Origin of the sequence: Paraburkholderia phymatum, assembly GCF_038900715.1 — a bacterium.
Classification (GTDB): domain Bacteria; phylum Pseudomonadota; class Gammaproteobacteria; order Burkholderiales; family Burkholderiaceae; genus Paraburkholderia; species Paraburkholderia phymatum_A.
In genome coordinates, this window is sequence record NZ_JAYMRZ010000009.1 from 1 (window position 1) to 22,504 (window position 22,504).

Annotated in this window: 22 protein-coding genes; 15 read left to right on the forward strand and 7 right to left on the reverse strand. The window is 63.1% G+C overall.

Features of this window, described 5'->3' with window-relative positions:
- Positions 1-53: 53 nt before the first annotated feature.
- Positions 54-230, reverse strand: coding sequence for a hypothetical protein (locus VSR68_RS17730; protein WP_342941086.1), 177 nt, complete (start codon positions 228-230; stop codon positions 54-56).
- 55 nt (positions 231-285) lie between these two features.
- Here VSR68_RS17730 and imuA point away from each other — a divergent pair, with 55 nt between their 5' ends.
- The 3 genes from imuA to VSR68_RS17745 are packed head-to-tail and all read left to right on the forward strand — an operon-like array spanning position 286 to position 5,548.
- Positions 286-993 (forward strand): translesion DNA synthesis-associated protein ImuA, encoded by a 708-nt coding sequence (gene imuA, locus VSR68_RS17735; RefSeq protein ID WP_342941087.1) that lies wholly within the window; start codon positions 286-288, stop codon positions 991-993.
- Positions 923-2,392, forward strand: coding sequence for a DNA polymerase Y family protein (locus VSR68_RS17740; protein ID WP_342941088.1), 1,470 nt, complete (start codon positions 923-925; stop codon positions 2,390-2,392). Before imuA ends, VSR68_RS17740 begins: the two co-directional genes overlap by 71 nt.
- 6 nt (positions 2,393-2,398) lie before the next feature.
- Positions 2,399-5,548, forward strand: a complete 3,150-nt coding sequence (locus VSR68_RS17745) for an error-prone DNA polymerase (protein ID WP_342941089.1) — start codon at positions 2,399-2,401, stop codon at positions 5,546-5,548.
- A 5-nt stretch (positions 5,549-5,553) separates the two neighbouring features.
- On the opposite strand, the gene VSR68_RS17750 is transcribed toward VSR68_RS17745, so the two are convergent.
- Both VSR68_RS17750 and VSR68_RS17755 read right to left on the reverse strand, forming a co-directional pair.
- Positions 5,554-6,468 carry an SDR family oxidoreductase gene (locus VSR68_RS17750; protein ID WP_342941090.1) on the reverse strand — a complete coding sequence of 305 codons (915 nt, stop codon included), beginning with the start codon at positions 6,466-6,468 and terminating at the stop codon, positions 5,554-5,556.
- Between the two features lie 14 nt (positions 6,469-6,482).
- Positions 6,483-6,692 carry a heavy-metal-associated domain-containing protein gene (locus VSR68_RS17755; protein ID WP_342941091.1) on the reverse strand — a complete coding sequence of 70 codons (210 nt, stop codon included), beginning with the start codon at positions 6,690-6,692 and terminating at the stop codon, positions 6,483-6,485.
- Positions 6,693-6,826: 134 nt separating this feature from the next.
- On the opposite strand from VSR68_RS17755, the gene cueR reads away from it, so the two are divergent.
- From cueR to VSR68_RS17775, 4 genes are all read left to right on the forward strand, one after another.
- Positions 6,827-7,252 (forward strand): Cu(I)-responsive transcriptional regulator, encoded by a 426-nt coding sequence (cueR, locus tag VSR68_RS17760; protein WP_342941092.1) that lies wholly within the window; start codon positions 6,827-6,829, stop codon positions 7,250-7,252.
- Between the two features lie 281 nt (positions 7,253-7,533).
- The gene (locus VSR68_RS17765; protein ID WP_152760862.1) at positions 7,534-7,680 is read left to right on the forward strand and encodes a DUF3563 family protein; all 147 of its coding nucleotides are present in this window, start codon (positions 7,534-7,536) and stop codon (positions 7,678-7,680) included.
- Positions 7,681-7,878: 198 nt separating this feature from the next.
- Complete coding sequence (locus VSR68_RS17770) at positions 7,879-8,226, forward strand: hypothetical protein (RefSeq protein ID WP_342941093.1); 348 nt, start codon at positions 7,879-7,881, stop codon at positions 8,224-8,226.
- A gap of 198 nt (positions 8,227-8,424) precedes the next feature.
- A complete protein-coding gene (locus VSR68_RS17775) occupies positions 8,425-9,459 on the forward strand; it encodes an ABC transporter substrate-binding protein (protein WP_342941094.1) in 1,035 nt (344 codons plus the stop codon).
- Between the two features lie 113 nt (positions 9,460-9,572).
- Here the strand turns inward: VSR68_RS17775 and VSR68_RS17780 are convergent, their stop codons facing one another.
- Both VSR68_RS17780 and VSR68_RS17785 read right to left on the reverse strand, forming a co-directional pair.
- Positions 9,573-10,418, reverse strand: a complete 846-nt coding sequence (locus VSR68_RS17780) for a 23S rRNA (adenine(2030)-N(6))-methyltransferase RlmJ (protein ID WP_342941095.1) — start codon at positions 10,416-10,418, stop codon at positions 9,573-9,575.
- A gap of 243 nt (positions 10,419-10,661) precedes the next feature.
- Positions 10,662-11,633: an aldo/keto reductase gene (locus VSR68_RS17785; RefSeq protein WP_342941096.1), complete on the reverse strand. Its 972-nt coding sequence runs from the start codon at positions 11,631-11,633 to the stop codon at positions 10,662-10,664.
- Between the two features lie 212 nt (positions 11,634-11,845).
- Between VSR68_RS17785 and VSR68_RS17790 the strand changes: the two genes are divergently transcribed.
- Positions 11,846-12,643: a 3-hydroxybutyrate dehydrogenase gene (locus tag VSR68_RS17790; protein ID WP_342941097.1), complete on the forward strand. Its 798-nt coding sequence runs from the start codon at positions 11,846-11,848 to the stop codon at positions 12,641-12,643.
- A 15-nt stretch (positions 12,644-12,658) separates the two neighbouring features.
- Positions 12,659-13,909 (forward strand): patatin-like phospholipase family protein, encoded by a 1,251-nt coding sequence (locus VSR68_RS17795; protein WP_342941306.1) that lies wholly within the window; start codon positions 12,659-12,661, stop codon positions 13,907-13,909.
- A gap of 203 nt (positions 13,910-14,112) precedes the next feature.
- On the opposite strand, the gene VSR68_RS17800 is transcribed toward VSR68_RS17795, so the two are convergent.
- Complete coding sequence (locus tag VSR68_RS17800; protein WP_342941098.1) at positions 14,113-15,312, reverse strand: amino acid aminotransferase; 1,200 nt, start codon at positions 15,310-15,312, stop codon at positions 14,113-14,115.
- A 375-nt stretch (positions 15,313-15,687) separates the two neighbouring features.
- Here VSR68_RS17800 and uvrB point away from each other — a divergent pair, with 375 nt between their 5' ends.
- From uvrB to VSR68_RS17830, 6 genes are all read left to right on the forward strand, one after another.
- Positions 15,688-17,781, forward strand: a complete 2,094-nt coding sequence (gene uvrB, locus VSR68_RS17805; protein ID WP_342941099.1) for an excinuclease ABC subunit UvrB — start codon at positions 15,688-15,690, stop codon at positions 17,779-17,781.
- A gap of 361 nt (positions 17,782-18,142) precedes the next feature.
- On the forward strand, positions 18,143-18,691 hold the full coding sequence (locus tag VSR68_RS17810) for an iron transporter (protein WP_342941100.1): 549 nt from the start codon (positions 18,143-18,145) through the stop codon (positions 18,689-18,691).
- Between the two features lie 75 nt (positions 18,692-18,766).
- A complete protein-coding gene (locus tag VSR68_RS17815) occupies positions 18,767-19,099 on the forward strand; it encodes a cupredoxin domain-containing protein (RefSeq protein WP_342941101.1) in 333 nt (110 codons plus the stop codon).
- A 66-nt stretch (positions 19,100-19,165) separates the two neighbouring features.
- Positions 19,166-20,011: an FTR1 family iron permease gene (locus VSR68_RS17820; RefSeq protein WP_342941102.1), complete on the forward strand. Its 846-nt coding sequence runs from the start codon at positions 19,166-19,168 to the stop codon at positions 20,009-20,011.
- Entirely contained in the window at positions 20,008-21,414 is a 1,407-nt protein-coding gene (locus VSR68_RS17825) for a 4Fe-4S binding protein (RefSeq protein WP_342941103.1), read from the forward strand. The genes VSR68_RS17820 and VSR68_RS17825 overlap by 4 nt, the downstream gene beginning before the upstream one ends.
- A gap of 43 nt (positions 21,415-21,457) precedes the next feature.
- Positions 21,458-21,865 carry a heme-binding protein gene (locus VSR68_RS17830; protein ID WP_342941104.1) on the forward strand — a complete coding sequence of 136 codons (408 nt, stop codon included), beginning with the start codon at positions 21,458-21,460 and terminating at the stop codon, positions 21,863-21,865.
- Between the two features lie 299 nt (positions 21,866-22,164).
- Here the strand turns inward: VSR68_RS17830 and hemP are convergent, their stop codons facing one another.
- Positions 22,165-22,449: a hemin uptake protein HemP gene (hemP, locus tag VSR68_RS17835; RefSeq protein ID WP_342941105.1), complete on the reverse strand. Its 285-nt coding sequence runs from the start codon at positions 22,447-22,449 to the stop codon at positions 22,165-22,167.
- Between the last annotated feature and the right edge of the window lie 55 nt (positions 22,450-22,504).

Genomic DNA, 22,504 nt, shown 5'->3' on the forward strand with positions numbered 1-22,504 from the left:
CATCCTATTGCCCCGCCGACGCGGCGCCGCCGGTGGTTCGTCGTCTCCGGCGGCTACGCCGCCTGCGACTCCTCACCACCGGCCAAAACAAACGTCAACGACCGGCCACGATAATTGTCGCCGCCCAATTGAAGCGCCTTTAAAGGCTCCAAAGCACAGAAAACCCAATCAGCCACAGCATTTAATTCATAAGAAAAGCAAGCCCAAACCAAAAAAGGGGCGCGATTCATTTCGCAATTTTCCGTGTAGGATACTGTATAAATATACAGGTATTTTCCTACGTCGATGTCAGCTCCCGCCACCCGTGCCGAAGAGATTCATCCGTCGCTATGGCGAGCCTCACAGCTCGCGCGCGGCGGGCGGCGCACGCTCGACACCGGCTATCCCGCGTTATCGACGGAGTTGCCCGGCGGTGGCTGGCCCATCGGCGCGCTTGTCGATTTGCTGGTCCAGGTGCCGGGCGTCGGCGAGATGCGGCTGTTGCGGCCGGCATTGAGCTCACTGGGCGATCGGCCCGTTGCTCTCGTTCAGCCGCCGCATATTCCGGACGGCCTGGGCCTCAATTACATTGGGCTCTCGCTCGACAGGCTGCTGCAGATCAAAGCCCCCAAAAGCGCCGACGCCTTCTGGTCCGCCGAACAGATCCTGCGTGCCGGCAGTTGCGGCGCGCTGGTCCTGTGGGCGCAGCATGCGCAGGCGTCGTCGCTGCGGCGTCTCCATCTGGCCGCGCAGTCGTCGGAGACGCTCTTCATCATGGTCCGGCCGCTCGCCTCGGCTCAGGACTCATCGCCGGCGCTATTGCGGCTGGCGTTACGCCCCTCGGCCGACGGTCTGATGGTCGACATTGTGAAACGACGAGGCCCAACACGCGCGGAGCCTCTGTCGATTCCTCTTCAACCCACTCCTGTTCTGCTTTCTCGCCATGCGCGTCTTTCTCGCCGTCCATCTGCCGAAGTTGCCGCTCGAAGTCTTTCGACCGAGGTGGTCGCCTGAGCCCGTGCACGGCAGCGCGGTGCTGGAGAAGGACAAGGTCGCGATTGCCGACAGCGCGGCGCGCGCGGCAGGCGTGCGACTGGGCATGAAGCGCGGTGGCGTGCTGACGCTGTCACCGGAAACGGCCCTGTACGAGCGCGACATCGCACGCGAAAACGCGGCGCAGCGCGAAGTCGGCGTGGCGCTGATGAAGTTTTCGCCCGATGTCGCGTTGCTCGGCGAAGCGACGGTGCTCGTCGAAGTCGGCGCGAGCTTGCGGCTTTTCGGCGGGTTGTTGTCGCTATGCCGTCAGGCGAAGGCGGTTCTCGACGCGCTCGGCTTGACGGCGCGCATCAGCGCCGCGCCGACCGGGCAGGGCGCATGGCTTCTGGCGAAACACGGCAACCGGCGCGTGCTGCAACTCGCGTCGCTCGAGCGCGTGCTCGCGCCGCTGCCGATGCTCGCCGTGCCGGAGATCCGTCCGTTTGCCGACTGGTTCGGCGGCTTGGGCTGCGAATCGATTGCCGATGTGCGCCGTCTGCCGCGCGCCGGTCTGCAGCGGCGCTGTGGCGAGCATCTGCTGGATTCGCTCGACCGCGCGTTCGGCACCGCGCCGGAACTGTTCGACTGGCTCGAGCTGCCGCCCACGTTCAGCGCGCGCCTCGAATTGCCCGATCGTCTGGAGCATGCGGATGGCGCCGTGTTCGCCGCGCATCGTCTGATCGTGCAGCTGTGCGGCTGGCTGTGCGCGAAGCAACTGGCGGTGATGGCGATCACGTTGTCGTTCGAGCACGAGCGCGGCCGCGAAGCCATCGCACCGACGTCGATCGACATTGCACTGGGCGAAGCCGCCTGGCGCGAAGACCATCTGCTGCGCCTCGTGAAGGAGCGGCTGCATCGTCTCACATTGGATGCACCGGCTATTGCGGTGCGGCTCGATGCGTCGAAGGTCGATACGGCCGCGCCCGCCACCGATCAGCTCTTTCCCGAGCCGGGCGGCTCGCCGGCGGATCACGCGCGGCTGATCGAGCTGCTGGTTGCGCGTCTCGGAGACGAAAACGTATTGCGTCCCGCGCCGACGGCCGACTACCGGCCGGAGATCGCGAACCGCTGGGTGCCCGTGAGCCACGCGGAAAAAAAGATGCAGTTGCCGAAGGGCCTGCCGCGTCCGACATGGATGCTGGCGACGCCCGTGCGTCTGCTGATGCGTCAGCACCGGCCGTTTTACGGCTCGCCGCTGAAGATGGTGTCGCCGGGCGAGCGGATCGAAGCGGGCTGGTTCGACGGCGCATTCGTCACGCGCGATTACTTCGTCATGCAAGGCGAAGACCGCAGTTGCTATTGGGTTTATCGCGAGCGCATCAGCAGCCGCGATGCCGAAGAGGAGCCGCGCTGGTTCCTGCACGGCCTGTTCGGATGACGCGCGATGGACACCACATTCAATGCGTTGCCGGCCTACGCCGAGCTGTTCTGCTTTTCGAACTTCACGTTCCTGCATGGCGCGTCGCATGCGGAAGAACTTGCCGGGCGCGCGTTTCAGCTGGGTTATTCGGGGCTTGCCATCACCGACGAATGCTCGCTCGCGGGCGTCGTGCGCGCGCATGTCGCGGCGAAGGAAGTGGGCTTGCCGCTCGTCATCGGGTCGTATTTCCGGTTGCGTAATGCCGATGGCACGCCCGCGTTCGGCCTGATTCTGCTCGCGCAGAATCGCGAGGGCTACGGCAATCTGTCGGAGCTGATCACGCTCGCGCGCACGCGCGCGCCGAAGGGCGAATATCGCCTGACGCCGCACGATCTGTCGCGGCCCGATCGCGAGAATGCACATCTGCGCGGCATGCCCGATTGCCTCGCGATCCTCGTTCCCGATTTTCCCGCGGACGAAGAGGCGCTCGAAGCGCAGGTCGAATGGCTCGACGAAACGTTTCCCGGCCGCGCATGGGTCGGGCTCGTGCTGCATCAGCGCGCGATGGACGACATTCATCGCGGCGCGCTCGAATATGTCGCGGGCAAGCAGAACGTGCCCGTCGTCGCATTGGGTCACGTCGTGATGCATGTGCGCTCGCGCAAGCCGCTGCAGGACACGATGACGGCGATTCGCGTCGGCAGGCCGGTGCACGAGTGCGGCTACGAGCTTGCGCCGAATGCAGAACAGCATCTGCGTTCGCGTCTGCGCATTGCGAATCTGTATCCCGAGCATACGTTGCGCGAGACGATCAGCGTGCTGTCGCGCTGCGCGTTTTCGCTCGACGAACTGCGCTACGAATATCCCGACGAACTCGTGTCAGAAGGCTACACGCCGACGCAATACCTGCGTCAGGAGACGTATTTCGGCGCGCAGCGGCGTTTTCCTTCGGGCATTCCGCACAACGTGCAGGAGCAGATCGAGCACGAACTCGCACTGATCGCGGACCTCGGCTACGAGCCGTACTTTCTGACCGTCTACGACATCGTGCGTTACGCGCGCAGCCAGCACATTCTGTGTCAGGGACGCGGATCGGCGGCCAATTCGGCTGTGTGTTATTGCCTTGGTGTCACCGAGGTCGATCCGGCGCGCGGCAACATGCTGTTCGAGCGGTTCATCTCGAAGGAACGCGGCGAGCCGCCCGACATCGACGTGGACTTCGAACACCAGCGGCGCGAAGAAGTGATCCAGTACATCTATCGCAAGTACGGACGCGACCGCGCGGCGATCGCGGCGGCCGTGTCGACGTACCGGCCGCGCGGCGCGTTGCGCGAGACGGGCAAGGCGCTCGGCATCGATCCGCAGATCGTCGATGCCGTCGCGAAGTCGCATCACTGGTTCGATACGAGTCACGATCTGCTCAAGCGCTTCGAAGAGTCGGGGCTGGATCCGGAGAAGCCGCTGATTCAGGCGTGGGCGCGGCTCGCGTCGCAACTGCTCAATTTTCCGCGCCATCTGTCGCAGCATTCGGGCGGCTTCGTGATCAGCCGGGGCAAGCTCACGCGGCTCGTGCCCGTCGAGAACGCGGCGATGGCCGATCGTTCCGTGATCGAGTGGGACAAGGACGATCTCGAATCGCTTGGCTTGCTGAAGGTCGATGTGCTCGCGCTCGGCATGCTGTCGGCGATCCGGCGCACGCTGGATCTTGTGTCGGAGCGGCGCGGCGAGCGCTTCGAGATGCAGGACATTCCGCCGGAAAACAAAGAGACCTACGACATGATCTCGCGCGCCGATACGATCGGCGTGTTTCAGATCGAATCGCGCGCGCAGATGAGCATGCTGCCGCGTCTGAAGCCGGAAACGTTCTACGATCTCGTGATCGAAGTCGCGATCGTGCGGCCGGGGCCGATCCAGGGCGGAGCGGTGCATCCGTACCTGCGGCGGCGGCAAAGGCTCGAACCCGTCAGTTATCCGAACGACAAGCTGAAGGTCGCGCTCGAGCGCACGCTCGGCGTGCCGATCTTCCAGGAGCAGGTGATGCAGGTCGCGATTATCGCGGCAGGTTTCACGCCGGGCGAAGCCGATCAGTTGCGCCGCGCGATGGCCGCGTGGAAACGCAAGGGCGACCTCATCAAATATTACGACCGCATCGTCAACGGCATGCAGGAGCGTGGCTACCCGCAGAGTTTCGCCGAGAGCATCTTCGAACAGATCAAGGGCTTCGGCGAATACGGCTTTCCGGAGAGCCACGCGGCGAGCTTTGCGCTGCTGGTCTATACGAGCAGCTGGCTGAAATGCCACGAGCCCGAGGCGTTTCTCGCCGCGATGCTCAACAGCCAGCCGATGGGCTTCTATTCGCCGTCGCAACTCGTGCAGGACGCGCGGCGGCATGGCGTGATCGTCTTGCCCGCCGACGTGACCGTCAGCGGCTGGGACTCGTCGCTTGAAACGGTGGCGGGCAGCGCGCGTCCCGCTGTGCGCCTCGGGCTGTCGCTGTTGCGCGGCATGAAGGACGGCGCGGCGGAGCGCATCGAAAACGCGCGCGCGGTGCGCCCGTTCAGGAGCGTCCACGATCTCGCGCGCCGGGCGCAACTCAACCGGCACGACCTGCATGTGCTCGCCGATGCGAATGCGCTGTCGTCGCTGGCGGGCAACCGACGCGAGGCGTTGTGGCATTCGGTCGCTGTCGTGCCCGACAAGGACATGCTGTCCGCCGCCGCCGTTCAGGACGACACGCCCGAACTGGGCGCGCCGTCGGAGGCGCAGGACATCGTCGCGGATTACCGGTCAGTGGGGCTGACGCTCGGCCGTCATCCGCTGGAACTGCTGCGGCCCGTGTTGCTGGAGCAGCGTTTGATGCCCGCGTCGACGTTGCGCAGCTATCGCAATGGGCGCCTTGCGCGCGGATGCGGGATCGTCACCGTGCGGCAGCGGCCCGGCACGGCGAAAGGCGTGCTGTTCGTGACACTCGAGGACGAGACGGGCAACGTCAATGTGATCGTGTGGCCGAGCCTGCTGGAGAAGCAGAGGCGGGAAGCGCTGGGCGCATCGCTGCTCGCCGTCTACGGCACGTGGCAATGCGAGGGCGAAGTGCGGCACCTCGTGGCGCAACGGCTCGTCGATATGTCGCATCTGTTGGGCGGGCTGCAATCGACGAGCCGCGATTTCCACTGATCGCGCTAACCGCGCCACGGAAACTGGGCGAGCACCTGGCGGATCGCCGTATCGAATGGTGTGCGCCGACCGATGCCGAGCGCTTCGAGCCGCGACGAGTCCAGATGGCAGTTGTGCGGACGTGGCGTCGAGTCCGCTGGCGTGTGCTGCGGCGTGAGTTGCGCGTCGATTTGCAGCGCGTCTGCGAGGCGTTGCGCGATGTCGTACTTCGTCATCGGCTCGTCGCCAGACCACTGCGCCGTGCCGCACACCGCCTCGCCGTGCGCGTGCCGCTCCAGCAATTGCCGCACGACGACGGCCACATCCGGCGTATAGGTCGGATAGCGGATCGCCCACGCGTCCATCACGGCGGCCTTGGCGTCGGGCGCCGCGCTTGCCGACGCGGCAATCGCGGGCACGAGACTCGTCACCGCCGACTCCTGCCAGCCGACGATCGGCCCGAACAGCAGCGGCAAGCGCAGCACGCAGCCCAGGTCAGTCGATTCGCCGAGCGCCCGCTCGCCCTCCAGCTTGCTGCGGCCATACGCGTTGATCGGCGATGGCGTCGCGTCGTCGCGATAGGGCGGCTGCGTGCCGTCGAACACGTAGTCGGTGGAAATGGACAGCACCCACGCGCCGCGCCGCCGCGCAGCCGACGCAATCGCGCGCACGGCGTCGACGTTCAACGCGCGCGCGAGCGCCGGATCGTGCTCGCAGACATCCGGTCGGCGCTCGGCCGCTGCGATCACGATGGCATCGGGTTGCTCGCGCTCGACGAACTGCGTGACGGCATCCACATCGCGGATGTCGAGCCTCACGCTTTGCGGGCCCGGATGGCTGAACGCGGTCTGCACGAGTTGCCAGTCACGCTGCCGGGCGAGCTCGCCGACGACGGCCCGCCCCAGCAGACCCGATGCGCCGATAACGGCAACCTTGAACATCTGCGTTCCCTGGCTCAATGGCCGTCGACGGCGACGACCGTGTAGCCGGCTTCGTCGATGGCGGCCTTGAGCGTGTCGACAGATGCGCCCGACTGGACGGCGACCTTGCCCGCAGGCAGATCGACGTGAACCTGCGCGTGCGCGTCGTGTTCCTGTATGGCACGCGTAACGGCCGCGACGCAATGCTGGCAGCTCATGCCTTCTACCTTGAATTCGATGCTCATGCTTTTTCCTTTGGCTTGTCAGTTCTGCAACCTTGAATTATGCCTGTCGACCGGCAACTAGATGATTGACCTTCCCATCGTGGGAAGGTCAAGAATCGTGCAACATATCGTGCAAGCAGAGTGGGGAACGGGCGATGAATATCGGTCAAGCGGCGCGCGCGTCGGGCGTGACGGCGAAAATGATCCGCTACTACGAGAGCGTCGGGTTGCTCGCGGCAAAGGAACGCACGTCGGCGGGATATCGGGTTTACGGCGCGCAGGAGGTGCATTCGCTGCGCTTTATCCGCCAGGCGCGGCGGCTGGGCTTTCCCGTCGAGGACATTCGCAGGCTGCTCGCGCTGTGGCACGACCGGACGCGCACGAGCGCGGAAGTGAAATCGATCGCGCTGGAGCACGTCGCCGAACTCAATCACCGCATCGCCGAACTGACCGAGATGCGCGATACCCTGGCGCATCTCGCGGAGCATTGCCATGGCGATGACCGGCCGGATTGCCCGATCATCGAAGGCCTTGCCGCCGCTGATCCGGTAGACGGCGCGCCCGATTGTCACAGTCATTGAAAAACAGCGACGCGACGTTGTGCGCAATCGCACGGATTGCACTGAATTGGTGCGTTTATAGTGCCTGTTCCGGGCGATTTTGCGACTAATCTTAAAAATCTGTCGAAAATCAACGGTTTGCCTACGGGATTAAGATGCACCATTCCAAAACGGAATGCACATCATTCGGGCAATTCACTGGCAAGGTTGCACCAGATCGCTATAATTCGGGTTAACCCTCTTACGGGAAATCCCTGATGTCCAACCCACCGGGGATTCTTCATTGATCCTTGGAGTTCATCATGATTGCGTTTCTGGTCGAAAAGCTGAGCAACTGGTTTGAAACTGCCGAACGTAGCCGCCGTGAGGCTTACCTCGCAGCGTCGTCGGATATCGTTCAGCTCGAGCAGCGTATTCGCTCGCTCGAAACCAACGGCTACTCGCTGTAAGCCGATCGCCCCGGCCAAGCGGCACGCTGTTCGCCGCGAGCCCAAAGCGATACGAAAGCCCCGCCATGCGGGGCTTTGTCATATCTGGCGCCAGCAGATCGTGCGCGGCGGCTTCGACGACTAGCCGGAACGCCGTCGTCGCGGTAATGTAGGATGTTTTTGCGATAACCGGCATTCCTACAATCAACCGGGGCGCTCATGTTTTCCAACCAATCGATGTTTCTGCTGCGATCCGCAGCGACCGTCGTGCTGCTGGGGGCGGCATCGGCGGTGTTCGCCGCTTCGCCGGCGAGCCGTCAGCCGCTGATTCTCGATACGCAGAGCGGCATCAGCGACGGCCAGAGCGGCACGATATTGCAGACGGGACCGCTTTCGACGAGACGCATCGTCGAAGCCGAGCCGATCGCGGCGCCCGAAGAATTGCCGTACAACAACGGCTCGACACCACCGTATGTGGTCGCGCCGTATATCCAGGTGCCGGGTGGCGCGCCGGCGCCGTATCCGCCGCCACAGCCGCATCCGCGGCCCGCGCCTCGCTCGCAATAGACCGGCTGGCTTGCCTCGCGCAAGTATTCCTCACTTGTGCGCGGATTGATCACCCATCATTCGGGTTTCGGCGCATGGCGCGCGCCGGATCATCCGACGACAATCGTTGCGCAATCATCGCTCGCGGCACACGCGCGCACACGTTCAGCGCGTCCAACGCAGCGAGACGGACAACTCGAAAAAGACAGGAGACGACGAATGTCTAACCTCTGGTTCCGGCGCGCGATGGGCGCATGTGCAGCGCTGCTCGCGCTCGCGACGTATCCCGCCATCGCGAAAGAGACGCCCGAGAAGCCGAAGCTCACGATGGCCGTCGGAGGCTTGCCCGGCCTCTACTACCTTCCCGTGTTGACTGCGCAGCAACTGGGCTTTTTCAAGGACGAAGGCCTCGACGTGACGCTCGAGGATTTCGCGGGCGGCTCGAAGGCGCTGGAAGCCGTGGTCGGCGGCAGCGCGGATGTCGGCGCGGGTGCCTACGAACACACGATCTTCATGCAGGCGAAAAGCCAGCACTATCGCGCGTTCGTGCTGATGGGCCGCGCGCCTCAGATCGTCGTGGCGGTGACGAAAGAGAAGGCCGGCACGCTGAAAACTCTGGCCGATTTCAAAGGCGCGAAGGTCGGCGTGAGCGCGCCGGGCTCGTCGACTGACCTCGTTCTGACAGTCGCACTGCGCAAGGCAGGAGTGCAGCGCAGCGATATCTCGGTGATCGGTGTCGGCAGCGGCGCGACGGTGATTTCCGCCGTGAGCAACGGACAGGTCGATGCGCTATCGAACGTCGATCCGATGATGACCAAGCTGCAGCGTTCGGGCAACATCAAGGTGCTGGTCGATACGCGCACTGTGAAGGGCACGCAGGAAGTATTCGGCGGAACGATGCCCGCGGCGACGCTCTACGCACCAGATAGCTTCATCCAGAAATATCCGAAGACGACTCAGGCTCTGGCCAACGCGATCGTGCGCGCGGACCGCTGGCTTCAGACGGCCAGCGACGCCGACATCGTGAAGATGGTGCCCCCCGCTTATCTGCTCAACGACAAGGCGTTGTATATCGATGCCTTTCACAACGTCCGCGAAGCCTATTCGCCGGATGGCCTGATGCCCGCAGACGGGCCGCCGACGGCCTTGCGCGCGCTTTCGTCATTCGATACACGGCTCGACGCGTCGAAGATCGACCTGAAGGCGACTTATACGAACGATTTCGCGCGCAAGGCGGACGAGCAAGCCAAGTAGTTCGGGCGTTGCGAGCGAGCAGTGCCTTGTGTGCTGGCTCCTCCTTCTCTAATGCACGCGCTTGTTTTATCGCTTAAGGCTGAGTCCGCGATCGGCGATCGGCCTGACGCGGCTCAGTCGCCGCGATGTTCGATCTTGAACTGCGCGGCCTTGTCTTGACCGAGCGTCTCGACGAGCCACGGCAGCGTTTCCTTCATCATCTTCGGCAGCGTGTAGGGCGGATTCAGAATGAACATGCCGCTGCCGAAGAGTCCAAAGCCATCGCTGGGCGGGCTGCTGACCGTCAGCGACACATGCAGCCAGTTCTTGTCCTGCAGCCGTTTCAGCTGCTCGGGGAAACGCTGCGACTCCGGACGCGCGACTTGCGGATACCAGACCGCATACGTTCCCGTCGCAAAGCGCTTCAGACTTTCTTCGACACACGTCAGCGTGCGCGCGTAGTCGCGTTTGTCTTCATAGGACGGATCGACGAGCACGAGCGCGCGGCGTGGCGCGGGCGGCAGCAGCGTCTTGATGCCATCGAAGCCGTCGCCCGCGAACAGCATCGCGCGCCGGCCGGCATCGCGGAAGTTATGGCGCAGCACGTCGATTTCGGTGCTATGCAATTCGAACAGGCGCATGCGGTCCTGCTCGCGCATCAGCCGCCACGCGAGATAGGGCGAGCCTGGATAGAAACGCAACTCGCCGTCGGCATTCAGCGCGGACACTTCATCGACATACTCCGCAATCACAGGCGGCAAGTCCTTGCGATTCCACAGCTTCGCGATACCCGTTTCGAACTCCGCGGTCTTGGTCGCGTACCCTTCTTTCAGCGAATACACGCCCGCGCCAGCGTGCGTGTCGATATACCAGTACGCCTTGTCCTTCTGTCCGAGATAGCGCAGCAGTTGCACGACGACTGCGTGTTTCAGGACGTCGGCGTGATTGCCTGCATGAAAAGCGTGGCGGTAACTGAGCATGGCGATGAAAAGCGCTAGAAGAGGCGGGTTATGCGGCCGCGTATTGTACGTGAATGAGGTACGCGAACGAGGTACGTGAACAACGTACGCGAACGAGGCAAGCGAACGAGGCAAGCGAACGAGGTGCGCGAGCGGCCAGCGCGGCCGGCGCAGGCGGTGCGCCGTGCCGGCCGGACGCATGATCGGATCGGCGGGTGCCCGATCCGCGCTTGACCCATGTCCGATCCCCGTCCTTTCGAAAGCCTAGTCGTAAGCGTCGCCGACAATCGCTTCAATGTTGAACTTGATCTCCGACGTGATCTGCTCGGCGACATCCTGCGCCTTCATGTTTTCCTCGACCTGCTCGACGCGCGACGCGCCCGTGATGACCGTGCTGACGTTCGGATTCGTCAGGACCCATGCAAGCGCAAGCTGCCCCACGGTGCAGCCAAGTTCATCCGCGAGTTCGCCGAGCTGGCCGACGATGTTGTTCCTGCCCGCGTCGGTGACTTCCTTGCGCAGCCAGTCGTAGCCTTGCAGTTCCGCGCGGCTGCCGGCTGGCACGCCGTTGCGGTACTTGCCCGTGAGCAGTCCCGAAGCAAGCGGGCTCCACGTCGTGAGACCGAGGCCGACGTCCTCGTAGAGCCGTCGATATTCGTCTTCGACGCGCTTGCGGTGGAACAGGTTGTATTGCGGCTGCTCCATCACGGGCTTGTGCAGATGATGCCGCTCGGCGATTTCATAGGCCGCGCGGATCTCGTCGGCGCTCCATTCCGACGTGCCCCAGTACAGCGCCTTGCCGCGCGCGATCATGTCGCTCATCGTCCATACCGTCTCTTCGATGGGCGTGTGCGGGTCAGGACGATGACAGAACACGAGGTCGACATAATCGAGTTGCAGACGCTTCAGCGAGCCGTCGATTGCGTTGAGCAGGTACTTGCGATTGAGCGTGTGATACTGATTGGGCGCTTCGTTGAGCCCCCAGAAAAATTTCGTGGAGACGATATAGCTCACGCGCGGCCAGTTCAGTTCCTTCAGCGCCTCGCCCATGATTTCTTCGGATCGACCACCCGCATAGACTTCGGCGTTGTCGAAGAAATTGACGCCCGCGTCGCGCGCAGCCGCCAGCGATTCCCGCGCGGCGCGCCGGTCCACCTGATTGCCGTAAGTCACCCATGAGCCGATGGACAGCTCGCTGACCTGAAGGCCGGAACGGCCGAGACGTCGGTAGTTCATCCAGATCTCCTTGTAAGTGTCGTCGCCGGAACATCACACATTAATCCGATTCCGCGAGACGTGCCTTTGGTGTTTCATTCGCTTCGGTTCATGCACAATAGCGAAGTCGGCCGCAGCGCAACAATCGGCCGAACGGCATATGCCGTTCGGCCAGCTTCACGCTATCTGCGCGCCATGTTCTCATTGCTCAATCAACCGCATGGAGGTTCTGGATGTCGTCATCGAATGAGAGTCTGAAAGGCAAGGTCGCCGTCGTCACGGGCGCGGCGAGCGGCATCGGCAAGCAGATCGCGTTGACGCTGTCGGCGGCAGGCGCGGCCGTCGCGATCGCTGACCTGAACCAGGACGGCGCAAACGCCGTTGCCGAAGAAATCACGAAAGCCGGCGGCAAGGCGCTCGGCATCGCAATGGACGTGACGAGCGAAGACGCCGTCAATCAGGGCATCGACAAGGTCGCGGCCGAACTGGGCTCAGTGGATATCCTGATCTCGAATGCCGGCATTCAGATCGTCAACCCGATCGAGAACTACTCGTTCTCCGACTGGAAGAAGATGCAGGCGATTCACGTCGACGGCGCGTTCCTCACGACGAAGGCCGCACTCAAGCACATGTACAAGGACGATCGCGGCGGCATCGTGATCTACATGGGCTCGGTGCACTCGCACGAAGCGTCGCCGCTGAAGTCGGCGTACGTGGCCGCCAAGCATGCGCTGCTCGGTCTCGCTCGCGTGCTCGCGAAGGAAGGCGCGAAGCACAACGTGCGTTCCCATGTCGTATGTCCGGGCTTCGTGCGCACGCCGCTCGTCGACAAGCAGATCCCCGAGCAGGCCAAGGAGCTGGGCATCAGCGAGGAAGAAGTGGTCAAGCGCGTGATGCTGGGCAGCACGGTGGACGGCGTATTCACGACCGTTGAAGATGTCGCGCAGACGGTGCTGTTCCTGTCGGCATTCCCGACGGCTGCGCTCACAGGCCAATCGTTCATCGTGAGCCACGGCTGGTACATGCAATAAGAACGGAGGGTGATGATGGCGCAACGCGAATCACAACGCAGCGTGAAGCGGGAGCGCGCCGGCGGCGCCGGTGCAGAGGAGGGCGAACGGATGGGCGCGTCGCCCGGCGTTCGCGCCAGTCATCACATCGAGCTGCCACAGTACGAAACGGTCGCGCTGGTGCTGCAGGGCGGCGGCGCGCTCGGTGCATATCAGGCAGGCGTCTATCAGGGGCTCGACGAGGCGGGCATTTTGCCGAACTGGCTCGCGGGCATTTCGATCGGCGCGCTGAACACGGCGATCATCGCGGGCAATGCGCCCAGGCATCGCGTCGAAAGGCTGCACGAGTTCTGGGAGACGATCTGCCAGCCGGCCTACGGTCCGCCCGTGCCGCCGTCCATCGAGCACGCGCTCTTCAACTCGAACGACTCCGTGCGCAAGATGTTCACGGCGATGCAGGCAGTAGGCGCGCTCGTCGACGGGCAGAAGGGTTTCTTCACGCCGCGCTTTCCGCCGCCGTTGCCTGCCGTGTCGGTTCCGCCTCAAAACGCGAGCTACTACGACACGACGCCGCTCAAGGCGACGCTCGAGCGGCTATGCGACTTCGACCGGATCAATTCGAAAGAGATGCGCGTGTCGGTCGGCGCGGTGAACGTGCATACGGGCAACTTCGCGTACTTCGACAACACGCATACGACGTTGACGCCCGAGCATTTCATGGCATCAGGCGCGTTGCCGCCGGGCTTCGGGGCCGTGGAGATCGACGGCGAGTACTACTGGGACGGCGGACTGATGTCGAATACGCCGCTTGCCGAGGTGGCGCAGGCAAGCCCGCGCCGCGATACGCTCGCCTTTCAGGTCGATCTGTGGAGCGCGATTGGCCCCGTGCCCGACAACATCACCGACGTGCAGGGGCGTGTCAAAGACATCCAGTATTCGAGCCGGACGCGCTTCGTCACCGACACGATGCAGCATTCGCAGCGCTTTCGGCATGTACTGCGCGAAGTGCTCGAGCGCGTGTCGCCCGAGCATCGCAACGATCCGTGGTGCAAGCTCGCGGAGCAACTTGCCTGCTCGAAGCGCTACAACATCATTCACCTGATCTACCGGGACAAGGAGTACGAAGGGCACTACAAGGACTACCAGTTCGGCTTGTCGACGATGCATCAGCATTGGGAAAGCGGTCTGGACGATATCCGCAACTCGCTTGCGCAACCGGGTTGGCTCGACATGCCGGACAACGACGCGAGTTTCGTCACGCACGACATTCATCGCGATTCACGTTGAGCGCATTGGTTCGGCGCGTGGTGATGACGTGTGGCATTGAACGCACCGTTGCCGTCGCGTCGGCATGTGACCGCGAGTCGGCGTGAGGGCAAGTGGACGAGTGGGCACGACATGAAAAAGGCGCTCACGGGAGCGCCTTTTGACTGGCAGCATTAACTGCCATGAGAGAAGAGACGGCGTCATACGCCGTCTCCCGTCACGACTTAGTTCAGGACGGCAGCAACTGCGTTGGCCACAACGTCCAGATTGCGCGTGTTCAGCGCGGCCACGCAGATACGGCCCGTGCTGACGGCGTAGATGCCAAACTCTTCGCGCAGACGGTCGACTTGCGGCGCCGTCAAACCCGAGTACGAGAACATGCCGCGTTGCGCGTTGACGAAGCTGAAATCGCGGTCGACGCCCGCCGCCTTCAGACGCTCGACAAGACCATTGCGCATCGCGCGGATGCGGTCGCGCATTTCGCCCAGTTCCGCTTCCCACGTTGCGCGCAGTTCCGGCGAAGCGAGCACCGCTGCGACGATGGCGCCGCCATGCGTCGGCGGGTTCGAATAGTTCGTGCGGATCACGCGCTTGAGTTGCGACAGCACGCGCGCTGCCTCTTCCTTACCGCCCGTGATGATCGACAGTGCGCCGACCCGCTCGCCGTACAGCGAGAACGACTTCGAGAACGACGACGACACGAACACGTTCAGCTCCGATTGCGCGAAGAGGCGCACGGCAGCCGCGTCGGCGTCGATGCCGTCGCCGAAGCCCTGATAGGCGATGTCGAGGAACGGCACCAGTTCGCGTGCCTTCACGACTTCGACGACCTGGCGCCACTGGTCGACGGAGAGATCGACGCCCGTCGGGTTGTGGCAGCACGCGTGCAGCACGACGACGGTGCCCGGCGCGTAGCTATTGAGCGCCGACAGCATGCCTTCGAAATTCACGCCATGCGTCTTCGCGTCGTAGTACGGGTACGACACGACCGCGAAGCCTGCGCTTTCGAACAGCGCGCGGTGGTTTTCCCAGCTCGGATCGCTGATCGCGACCTTCGCCGCCGGATTGAGACGCTTCAGGAAATCCGCGCCGATCTTCAGCGCGCCCGTGCCGCCCAGCGCCTGCGCCGTCACGACGCGGCCGGCGGCGATCAGCGGCGAGTCGTTGCCGAGCAGCAGCTTCTGCACCGCTGCGTCATAGACGGCGATACCTTCGATCGGCAGATAGCCGCGCGGCAACGCAGCTTCGATGCGCGCCTTTTCCGCTTCGCGGACGGCGCGCAGCAGAGGAATCTTGCCTTCTTCGTTGGTGTACACGCCGACACCCAGATTGACCTTGGTGGTGCGCGTGTCGGCATTGAAGGCTTCGTTCAGGCCCAGAATCGGGTCGCGGGGAGCAAGTTCGACGGCGGAGAACAGAGACATGATGATTCGGCAGTAGTGAAAAGAGGGACGACTTCGGATGCTGCTAGGAACCGCATGCGGCGCGGGCGGCCAGGTTCGGACTATGCGACGGGAGCCATGCTCGGGTCCCGATCAAGCATTCGACGACAGCCGCGCGGGCGCGAACGTGCCATTGTAACGAATCTCGCCGGGGTTTTTTGCGCTGGTCGCGTTGGCAGATGGATTAATTTGCAATGAAAACAGCGATCTGGCGATGTTTTCTGGCTGTGCGCACGCTATTTTCGGTGCAACGGCGTGGGTGGTCCGGCGCGGTTCCAGACGCGAGGCGGGGCGTCGGCTCGACCGTTCGCAAAACGCTAGAATAGTCGTTTGCTCCGGGGCCGAGGTGCCGCTTCCATGTCCGAACATCATCTGAGTGAAGTCAACGACGCTCTCGACGAATCCAAATTCGTCACGTTCAAGGACTCGCCGTTCAGGCTCTATCAGCCGTATCCGCCTGCCGGCGACCAGCCGACGGCGATCGACACGCTCGTCGAAGGCGTCGAGGACGGTCTGTCGTTCCAGACGCTGCTCGGCGTGACGGGCTCCGGCAAAACGTACACGATGGCGAACACAATCGCGCGTCTGGGCCGGCCGGCAATCGTCTTCGCGCCCAACAAGACGCTCGCAGCGCAGCTGTACGCGGAGTTTCGCGAGTTTTTTCCGCGCAATGCCGTCGAGTATTTCGTCTCGTACTACGACTACTACCAGCCGGAAGCATATGTGCCGCAGCGCGACCTTTTCATCGAAAAGGACTCATCGGTCAACGAGCACATCGAGCAGATGCGTCTGTCGGCGACGAAGAGTCTGATGGAGCGGCGCGATGTCGTGATCGTCGCGACGGTGTCGGCGATCTACGGTATCGGTAATCCGTCGGAATATCATCAGATGATTCTGACGCTGCGCACCGGCGACAAGATCGGACAGCGCGACATCATCGCGCGTCTCATTGCGATGCAGTACAACCGCAACGAGGCCGATTTTCAGCGCGGTTCGTTCCGCGTGCGCGGCGACACGATCGATATTTTTCCGGCGGAGCATGCGGAAATGGCGGTGCGCGTCGAATTGTTCGACGACGAAATCGACACGCTTCAGTTGTTCGATCCGCTCACGGGCCGCGTGCGTCAGAAGATTCTGCGCTTCACCGTGTATCCGTCGTCGCACTATGTGACGCCGCGTGAGACCGTGATGCGTGCCGTTGAGACGATCAAGTCCGAACTGCGTGACCGGCTCGAGTTCTTCTACAACGACGGCAAGCTCGTCGAAGCGCAACGGCTCGAACAGCGCACGCGCTTCGATCTGGAAATGCTGCAGGAGCTGGGCTTCTGCAAGGGCATCGAGAACTACTCGCGGCATTTCTCGGGCGCCGCGCCCGGCGAGCCGCCGCCGACGCTCGTCGACTATTTGCCGACCGACGCGATCATGTTCCTCGACGAATCGCACGTGCTGATCGGCCAGTTGAACGGCATGTACAACGGCGACCGCGCGCGCAAGGAAAATCTCGTCGACTATGGTTTCCGGCTGCCGTCCGCGCTCGACAACCGGCCGCTCAAGTTCAACGAGTTCGAGCGAAAGATGCGCCAGGTCGTATACGTCTCGGCGACGCCCGCCGACTATGAGAAAAAGACGGCGGGGCAGGTGGCCGAGCAGGTTGTGCGTCCGACGGGTCTCGTCGATCCTGAAATCAACGTGCGGCCGGCGCGCACGCAGGTCGACGACGTGCTGGCCGAGATCAACGAGCGCGTGGCCGCCGGCGACCGCGTGCTCGTCACCGTGCTGACCAAGCGCATGGCCGAGCAGCTGACGGAGTTTCTCGCCGATCACGGCGTGAAGGTGCGCTACCTGCACAGCGATATCGATACCGTCGAGCGCGTCGAGATCATTCGCGACTTGCGGCTGGGCACGTTCGACGTGCTGGTCGGGATCAATCTGCTGCGCGAAGGACTGGATATTCCGGAAGTTTCGCTGGTCGCGATTCTCGACGCGGACAAGGAAGGCTTCCTGCGCGCCGAGCGTTCGCTGATCCAGACGATCGGCCGCGCCGCGCGCAACGTGAACGGCAAGGCCATTCTCTATGCGGACCGGATCACGGATTCGATGAAGCGTGCGATCGACGAAACCGAGCGGCGGCGCGCGAAGCAGATCGCGTTCAACGAGAAGATGGGCATCGTGCCGCGCGGCGTCGTGAAGCGGATCAAGGACATCATCGATGGCGTCTACAACGTCGACGAGGCGCGCGCCGAACTGAAGGAGCAGCAAGTCCGTGCGAAGTTCGAAGACATGTCCGAGAAACAGATCGCGAAGGAGCTCAAGCGGCTTGAGAAGCAGATGATGGAGCACGCGAAGAATCTCGAATTCGAAAAGGCGGCTCGGGTGCGCGATGAGATTGCCCTGTTGTGCGAGCGGGTGTTCGGTGCGAACGTCGGCGATCATCTGACGGGCACGGATTAGGCTTTCGCAGCGTTCCTCAAGACGCACAGATGATCCGGTGCGGCGCTTTGCCGCCGCGCCCACCCGTTCGCTGGATCGCAACGACGGCATCCTTCTGAAAACGCTGCTTAAGCTTCCCGTAAGACCCTGTTGCAGCAAGGCTTTCCACGCATTCGCATTTGTTCTTCCACTTGAAGAGTGATAAACTGAATCACGTATTGAGAATAGTTCGCATTACCGTTCGTTACTGTTTTCGCACTTGCGCTGACGGCATCGAACAATTGGCGAAAGACGTGAAGAAATGCGCATGCGAAATCTCTGCGACGCGCGTTTTCGTTTTCGGTTTTTCCTTGCTTCAGTCTAAAAAAACAAAGGAGTTTCAATGCGCGTTTCGTCAATTCTGAGCGGCGGGGTTGCTGTCCTCGCTGCCGTTGCCGCGATGTCGGCGTCGGCCGCTGAATATCCGATCGGCAAGCAGCAGATCCAGGGCGGCATGGAAATCGGCGCCGTGTATCTGCAGCCGATCACGATGGATCCCGAAGGCATGATGCGTAAGGCATCGGATTCCGACATCCACCTCGAGGCCGACATCCATGCAGTCAAGAAGAATCCGACTGGTTTCGCCGAAGGCGACTGGATGCCTTATCTGCAAGTGCGCTACGAGCTGACCAAGCCGGGTTCGAGCTACGACCAGAAGGGCGATCTGATGCCGATGGTTGCCGACGACGGTCCGCACTACGGCGACAACGTCAAGCTCGCCGGCCCGGGCAAGTATCACCTGAAGCTGATCGTCGAGCCGCCGATGCAGACGGGCCATATGGCGTTCGGCCGTCACGTCGACAAGGAAACGGGCGTTGGTGCGTGGTTCAAGCCGTTCACGCTCGAGTACGATTTCGCGTTCGCGGGCATCGGCAAGAAGGGCGGTTACTGATCGCCGTCGATCGCATCGCGATCCCCAATGAAGTGAGCGGCGTGTGAGAGCGCGCCGTATTTCTAGGAAGGGTGCATGAGAGTCAACAAGAAGATCGCCGTTCTAGCCTTGGCGGCATCGTTCATCGGGCTGGCGCACGCGGACGAAGCCGTGACGTTCAAGCTGGAAATGACGGACGGCAAGCTGAATCCGGCGCGTATCGAAGTGCCCGCCGGCAAGCGCATCAGAATCGAAGTGAAGAATACGGGTAAGGGCGCGGCGGAATTCGAGAGCGTCGAGCTGCGCAAAGAGAAGGTTCTGGCGCCGGGCGCCGAATCCGTCGTCGTGATCGCTCCGCTCGATCCCGGTACGTACAAGTTTTTTGACGATTTCCATCAACAGGCGCAGGGCGTGATCGTCGCCAAGTGACGTCGTCGCGGCAGCACGAGCCGTAACACGGGCGCGCGGCGTCCACTGAGGCAGTTGGAGGTTTCGATGGGTCAGGTAGTGTTCATCGTTTGGCGGGAGAGCGTCGAGGCGCTGCTCGTCGTCGGGATTCTGTACGCGTGGCTGAAGAATGGCGACGAGCAGGCGCGTCATGGTCTGCCGTACCTGTGGGCGGGCGTGGGGGCCGGCGTGCTGGCCGCGATCGGCCTGGGCGCGGCGCTGGTCGGATTCACCGAGGTGCTGTCAGGCGATGCGCAGGACTATTTCCAGACCGCGATGGTGCTGATCGCTTGCGTGCTGATCGTGCAGATGGTGCTGTGGATGAAGTCGCACGGACGCACGCTCAAACGGGACATGGAACAGTCGCTCAAGAAGAGCACGCAGGACGCGAACTGGTGGGGTGTCGCGGTGCTCGTCGCGCTCGCGATCGCGCGTGAGGGCAGCGAGACGGTGATCTTCCTGTACGGTCTCGGCTTCGGCCAGTCGGGTCATGTGGACGCGAGCCAGGTGATCGCCGTTGTCGTCGGCCTCGGCCTTGCGTTCATCACGTTCTACGTGCTGCAACTGGGCGGCAAGATCTTTTCGTGGCGGCTCTTTTTCCGCATCACGGAAATCATGCTGCTGTTCCTCGGCGCGGGTCTGTTCCAGACGGGCGTCGACAAGCTGATCGACAAGGAAATCCTGCCGACCATTGTCGACCGGCTGTGGAACACGTCGATGATTCTCGACGACTCCAGCACGTTCGGCTCGCTCGTCGCGACGCTCACCGGCTATCGCGCTCATCCGGCGTTGATGAACCTGATCACCTACGCGCTGTACTGGGCCGTCGTCTGGTTGCTGCTGCGCCGCGCGAAGCGTGGCCCGGCGCGGCAACCCGCGGGGCGCGCGGCATGAGCAGTGTCGTTGCGAATCGCCGCAGCCGGCTTGTGGAAGTCGGCCACTGGATGCAGCGCCACGGCGCTGTCATCCGCGGCATTCAGTGGGTGGTCGTCGGCGTCTACGCGTTTCTGATTCTCGTGCCCGCGTTCACTGAACTGCCGGGCGACACCGCGCATCTGTGGAACAACCTGACGCTCGCCGCGCAGTTCGTTTTCTGGGGCATCTGGTGGCCGTTCGTGCTGCTGTCGATGGTGATGCTCGGACGCGTCTGGTGCGGTGTGCTGTGCCCCGAAGGCGCGCTGTCGGAATTCGCGAGCAAATACGGACGAGGCTGGGCCATTCCGCACTGGATGCGCTGGGGCGGCTGGCCATTCGTCGCATTCGGTCTGACGACGATCTACGGCCAGATGGTCAGCGTCTATCAATATCCGAAAGCGGTGTTGCTGGTGCTCGGCGGTTCCACGTTGGGCGCGATGGTCATCGGATTGCTCTATGGCCGTGAGAAGCGCGTCTGGTGCAAATACCTGTGCCCCGTGAACGGGGTCTTTTCGCTTCTGGCGCGCCTCGCGCCGTTTCACTACAAAGTCGATGAAGACGCGTGGCGCCGCTCGTACAAGCAGGGCGAGCACGGTCATCGGGTCATTCCCATCAACTGCGCGCCGCTCGTGCCGTTGCGCAACATGAAGGGCGCGTCGTCGTGCCATATGTGCGGCCGTTGCAGCGGGCACCGCGACGCGATTGCGCTGACGTGGCGCAAGCCGTCGTCCGAAGTGGTCGATCTCGGCGACAAGCAGGCGAGCGCCTGGGACACGGCGCTGATCCTGTATGGCCTGCTCGGCATCGCGATCGGCGCGTTCCACTGGACGGGCTCGCCGTGGTTCATCGACGTGAAGCAGACGCTCGCCACGTGGTTCATCGATCACGACATCATGTGGCCGCTCGACACGAATGCGCCGTGGTTCGTGTTCACGCACTATCCGGAGCAGAACGACGTCTTCTCGTGGCTCGACGGCGGGATGATCATCGGCTACATCCTCGCGACGGGCGCGTTCTACGGCACGGCGCTGCTGGCGCTGCTGGCGGGCGCGGCGCGCACGCTGGGCCGCTTCGACACGACGCGCCTGCATCACCTCGCGCAGGCGCTGATTCCGATCGCGGGCACGGGCGTGTTCCTCGGGCTCTCGGCGACGACGCTGTCGCTGCTGAAGGCCGAGCATGTGCCCATCGACTGGGCCTCGGACGTGCGCATTGGGATTCTTATGATCGCGAACGCATGGAGCGCGTGGCTCGCGTGGCTCGTGACGCGCCGCTATACCGCGCGCATTTTGCAGCGCGGGCTCGCGATGGTATGGTTCATGGCGGCATTGGCGGTCGTCGATAGTGCGTGGTGGCTGATGTTCTGGGGCTGGACGCACTGAAGGCGCGCCGCGTTTTCCACCGCGTTTTCCAGCGAGGCAGCCTGTGAGAACCAAACCCATACTGACCGACGAAGACGTCAAGAAAATGGCGGCCGCCGCCGAAGCGCACGCGGTAGCCAATCACTGGATCGTGACAATCGCCATCCTTGACGACGGCGGTCATCTGCTCCATCTGCACCGGATGGACGGCGCCGCGCCGGGCACAGTCGACATGGCGACCGCGAAGGGGCGCACGGCCGTACTCGGACGCCGCGAAACCAAGGTCTACGAAGACGTGATCAAGCAGGGCCGTACGGCCTTTCTGAGCGCGCCGATCACGGCGATGGTCGAGGGTGGCGTGCCCATCGTCGTAGACGGCGAGACGGTCGGCTCGATCGGTGTATCCGGTGTGAAATCCGAGCAGGATGCGGCTGTCGCGCGCGCGGGAATCGCCGCGCTGGAGATCGGCTGACACCGTTTTTCTGTCGTCGGCTGAGGTCCGCGATTCCGCGCGACACGCCTTCAAAGACAAAAGCCGTGCGGATGTGCTCATCCACACGGCTTCATATCGTTTGAGCGTCGCGCGATTCGTCGCGCGCTTTGCGGTGCTATCCGCGGTGAGAACCCAAAAAAGCGGCCTGGCTGGCTGAGACGGCTGGCTTGGTGTCTGCACGAAGGGGTCTAGATCTCGCGTGCAAGCCGTCGTGGCTGGCTAGTGCCCAACACCTCTCGGAGAGGTGGTCCCCACAATACCCGGTTCTGCTGCAATCGTTACTTGGTCAGGATCAGCTTGCCCAGGCGCGTCGCGCGCAGCTGATACGTCTCGCCGTTGTGCACGATGCTTACGTGGCTGCGGCCCTGAAGCAGCGCGTCGCTGGTCACTACGCGCTCAGTCGGCCCGGCGGGCTGTGTGGCGTTACTGCCGCTGCCGCTGTCGTTGCCGGTTCTGCGTTCGGCGGACGCCGTCGTGACGGACTTCGTCGGGCGGCCGGTCGTCAGTGCCGCGGCCGCGGGGCGGCGCAGGCTGAGCGTGGAAGAGCGCGTCGTGTTCGTCATGCTTGCCATTGGTTCGTCGATTTGTTGGATTGATTCTAAATGATAACCATTCCTA

Bases quoted from the DNA above. Each gene is read 5' to 3' on its own strand.
- hemP (WP_342941105.1), bottom strand. From the start codon at position 22,449: ATGACGAACACGACGCGCTCTTCCACGCTCAGCCTGCGCCGCCCCGCG.
- VSR68_RS17780 (WP_342941095.1), bottom strand. From the start codon at position 10,418: ATGCTCAGTTACCGCCACGCTTTTCATGCAGGCAATCACGCCGACGTC.
- VSR68_RS17795 (WP_342941306.1), top strand. From the start codon at position 12,659: ATGGCGCAACGCGAATCACAACGCAGCGTGAAGCGGGAGCGCGCCGGC.
- VSR68_RS17745 (WP_342941089.1), top strand. From the start codon at position 2,399: ATGGACACCACATTCAATGCGTTGCCGGCCTACGCCGAGCTGTTCTGC.
- cueR (WP_342941092.1), top strand. From the start codon at position 6,827: ATGAATATCGGTCAAGCGGCGCGCGCGTCGGGCGTGACGGCGAAAATG.
- VSR68_RS17770 (WP_342941093.1), top strand. From the start codon at position 7,879: ATGTTTTCCAACCAATCGATGTTTCTGCTGCGATCCGCAGCGACCGTC.
- VSR68_RS17755 (WP_342941091.1), bottom strand. From the start codon at position 6,692: ATGAGCATCGAATTCAAGGTAGAAGGCATGAGCTGCCAGCATTGCGTC.
- uvrB (WP_342941099.1), top strand. From the start codon at position 15,688: ATGTCCGAACATCATCTGAGTGAAGTCAACGACGCTCTCGACGAATCC.
- VSR68_RS17775 (WP_342941094.1), top strand. From the start codon at position 8,425: ATGTCTAACCTCTGGTTCCGGCGCGCGATGGGCGCATGTGCAGCGCTG.
- VSR68_RS17800 (WP_342941098.1), bottom strand. From the start codon at position 15,312: ATGTCTCTGTTCTCCGCCGTCGAACTTGCTCCCCGCGACCCGATTCTG.
- VSR68_RS17810 (WP_342941100.1), top strand. From the start codon at position 18,143: ATGCGCGTTTCGTCAATTCTGAGCGGCGGGGTTGCTGTCCTCGCTGCC.
- VSR68_RS17740 (WP_342941088.1), top strand. From the start codon at position 923: ATGCGCGTCTTTCTCGCCGTCCATCTGCCGAAGTTGCCGCTCGAAGTC.
- imuA (WP_342941087.1), top strand. From the start codon at position 286: ATGTCAGCTCCCGCCACCCGTGCCGAAGAGATTCATCCGTCGCTATGG.
- VSR68_RS17820 (WP_342941102.1), top strand. From the start codon at position 19,166: ATGGGTCAGGTAGTGTTCATCGTTTGGCGGGAGAGCGTCGAGGCGCTG.
- VSR68_RS17815 (WP_342941101.1), top strand. From the start codon at position 18,767: ATGAGAGTCAACAAGAAGATCGCCGTTCTAGCCTTGGCGGCATCGTTC.
- VSR68_RS17765 (WP_152760862.1), top strand. From the start codon at position 7,534: ATGATTGCGTTTCTGGTCGAAAAGCTGAGCAACTGGTTTGAAACTGCC.
- VSR68_RS17750 (WP_342941090.1), bottom strand. From the start codon at position 6,468: ATGTTCAAGGTTGCCGTTATCGGCGCATCGGGTCTGCTGGGGCGGGCC.
- VSR68_RS17785 (WP_342941096.1), bottom strand. From the start codon at position 11,633: ATGAACTACCGACGTCTCGGCCGTTCCGGCCTTCAGGTCAGCGAGCTG.
- VSR68_RS17825 (WP_342941103.1), top strand. From the start codon at position 20,008: ATGAGCAGTGTCGTTGCGAATCGCCGCAGCCGGCTTGTGGAAGTCGGC.
- VSR68_RS17730 (WP_342941086.1), bottom strand. From the start codon at position 230: ATGAATCGCGCCCCTTTTTTGGTTTGGGCTTGCTTTTCTTATGAATTA.
- VSR68_RS17790 (WP_342941097.1), top strand. From the start codon at position 11,846: ATGTCGTCATCGAATGAGAGTCTGAAAGGCAAGGTCGCCGTCGTCACG.